Origin of the sequence: Mesorhizobium sp. M7A.F.Ca.CA.004.12.1.1, from assembly GCF_003997835.1 — a bacterium.
In the GTDB taxonomy this organism is placed as follows: domain Bacteria; phylum Pseudomonadota; class Alphaproteobacteria; order Rhizobiales; family Rhizobiaceae; genus Mesorhizobium.
The window spans coordinates 1-1,387 of sequence record NZ_RZRK01001163.1 but is presented as its reverse complement, the minus strand read 5'-3'; the positions used below and the strand labels follow the sequence as shown (position 1 = coordinate 1,387).

Sequence of the window (1,387 nt, the reverse complement as noted above, 5' to 3'; positions counted from 1 at the left end):
CGTCGAAGGAGAAGGTGAAGGCGAGCAGGAAACCGGCAACGACGGCCGGCATGATCTGCGGCAGCACGATCGAGCGGAACGTCGTCAATGGCGTGGCGTAGAGATCGCTCGACGCCTCGACCAGATTGCGGTCGAGGCTGCCGAGACGCGTGCCGACGATCATCGTCACCAGCGCCATGGAGAACAGGCCGTGCGCCGCGATGATCGAGCCGTAGCCGAGCGCCAGGCGCGGCGGCTGGTCGTCGGGCCAGATCGAGGCGAGGAACGGATTGACGACCGTGAACAGCTGGACGAGCGCGACCAGTGTCGAAATGCCGATGACGACGCCCGGAACGACGATCGCGGCGCCCAGAAGCGCATCGAAGACCGCGCGTGTTCTGATGCCGACGCGCGCCAGGCCGAGTGCCGCCGCAGTGCCGCACAACGCCGCCAGCAAGGCGCTGGTGGTGGCGATGAACAGGCTGTTCTTCAGCGCTTCGACCAGGAACGGGTTCGCCAGCGCCTTGCCGTACCATTGCACCGAAAAGCCGGTGAACTCGCTGGCATGGTGGCCGGCGTTGAAGGAGAACAGCACGACCAGTGCGATCGGCAGATAGAGGAAGGCGAACACCACAATGACGAAGGCGCGCATCAGATCAAATCCACCCGGCGGGCGCCCGAAACCCGGGTCGAAATGCGATTGGCGGCAATCAGCACCACCACCGAAACCAGCACCAGCGTGATCGCGATGGCCGAACCGAACGGCCAGTTGCGCGATTGCAGGAACAGGTCGACCAGCGCATTGCCGATAAAGAACACCTTGCCGCCGCCAAGCAGCGTCGGGATCAGATATTCGCCCAGCAGCAGGATCATGACCAGCGAGAAGCCGGTCATCACGCCCGGCAGCGACAGTTTCAGGGTCACGCCGAGGAAGGTCGAGAGCGGCGTCGCGCCGAGATCGGCGGAGGCTTCCAGCAGCCGGCGGTCGAGCCGCTCAAGGCTGACATAGATCGGCAGGATCATCAGCGGCAGGTAGCCATAGACGATGCCGAGCAGCACCGCGCCCGGCGTGTTGATCAGCCTGATATCCTCGAAACCGATATAGGACAGCAGAGCCGGGATGCCGCGCCCGCCCAGGATATACATCCAGGCATAGGTCCGCATCAAAAGGCTGGTCCAGAACGGAATGACGACTAGCGCCAGCAGGATCAGCCGCCAGCGCTGCGGTGCGCGCAGAGCAAGATAATAAGCAACGGGATAAGCGACGAGCAGACAGGCGAGCGCCCCTATCGGCGCCAGCACCATCGTGTTCCAGAAGGCAGCCGCCCGCGCCGGAAGATTGGCATATTGCGCGAAGGTGAAAGCCGCTTGATAGCCGCCTTCCGGCGCGGGCGGCTGCCTTCTGGAA

At 64.0% G+C, this 1,387-nt stretch carries 2 protein-coding genes; both read right to left on the bottom strand.

What is annotated here, in order from left to right; translation table 11 throughout:
• Positions 1-631: ABC transporter permease (locus EN984_RS34725; protein ID WP_164765928.1), on the bottom strand; the 631-nt coding region annotated here is incomplete at its 3' end.
• Positions 631-1,387 (bottom strand): ABC transporter permease (locus EN984_RS34720; RefSeq protein ID WP_164765927.1); only part of this gene is annotated, 757 nt, incomplete at its 5' end. The genes EN984_RS34720 and EN984_RS34725, both read right to left, overlap by 1 nt.